The organism is Actinomadura soli (assembly GCF_005889715.1).
In the GTDB taxonomy this organism is placed as follows: domain Bacteria; phylum Actinomycetota; class Actinomycetes; order Streptosporangiales; family Streptosporangiaceae; genus Spirillospora; species Spirillospora soli.
In genome coordinates this window covers 1-826 of sequence record NZ_VCKW01000599.1, presented here as the reverse complement: position 1 = coordinate 826, position 826 = coordinate 1, and the positions used below count along the sequence as shown (strand labels likewise).

The 826-nt window shown below is 71.5% G+C and carries 1 protein-coding gene; it reads left to right on the top strand.

Annotated features, from left to right (window positions below; translation table 11 throughout):
* A partial coding sequence (locus ETD83_RS42080; RefSeq protein ID WP_230421553.1) for an arginine deiminase occupies window positions 1–781 on the top strand: 781 nt, incomplete at its 5' end.
* Window positions 782–826: the final 45 nt, after the last annotated feature.

The following is an 826-nucleotide window of genomic DNA, read 5'->3' as shown; positions in this document are numbered from 1 at the left end:
CGTGCTGCCGCCGCTGCCCAACCACCTGTTCACCCGCGACCCGTCCGCCTGGATCGGCCACGGGATCACCCTGCACCCGATGGCCAAACCGGCCCGGCGCCGCGAGACCGCCCATCTGGACGCCATCCACCGGCACCACCCGCTGTTCACCGCCCAGGACATCCCCGTCTGGTACCCGGGAGCCGACTCCGCCCTTCCCACCATCGAGGGCGGCGACATCCACGTCCTGAACGAAGAACTGGTCCTGGTCGGCATGAGCGAGCGCACCACCCCGCAGGCCATCGAACTGCTCGCCCAGCGGCTGTTCACCGCCGGCACGGTACGGCGCGTCATCGCCGCCCAGCTGCCCCGGCGCCGGGCCTTCATGCACCTGGACACCGTCCTGACAATGGTCGACCACGACACCTTCACCGTCTACCCCGAGCTGCCGCCGCTGCGGTCCTACGCCCTCACCCCGGGCCGTGACGGCGGGGTCCGTGTGCACGAGAACGAGGCGCTTTTCCCCGCGATCGCCCGCGCCCTCGGGCTGCCCCGCGTCCATGTCCTGTCCGCGGAGCAGGACGTCCGCGCCGCCGAGCGCGAGCAGTGGGACGACGGCAACAACGTCCTGGCCGTCGAACCCGGCGTCGTCATCGCCTACGAACGCAACGTCACCACCAACACCATGCTCCGCCACCACGGCATCGAGGTCATCACCATCCCCGGCGGCGAACTCGGCCGCGGCCGCGGCGGCCCCCGCTGCATGACCTGCCCGCTCCACCGCGACGGGACGACGAAGTGACCGTCCTGCGCTAGGCCGGTCGCCAACGAACCACCCCGCGGGTGA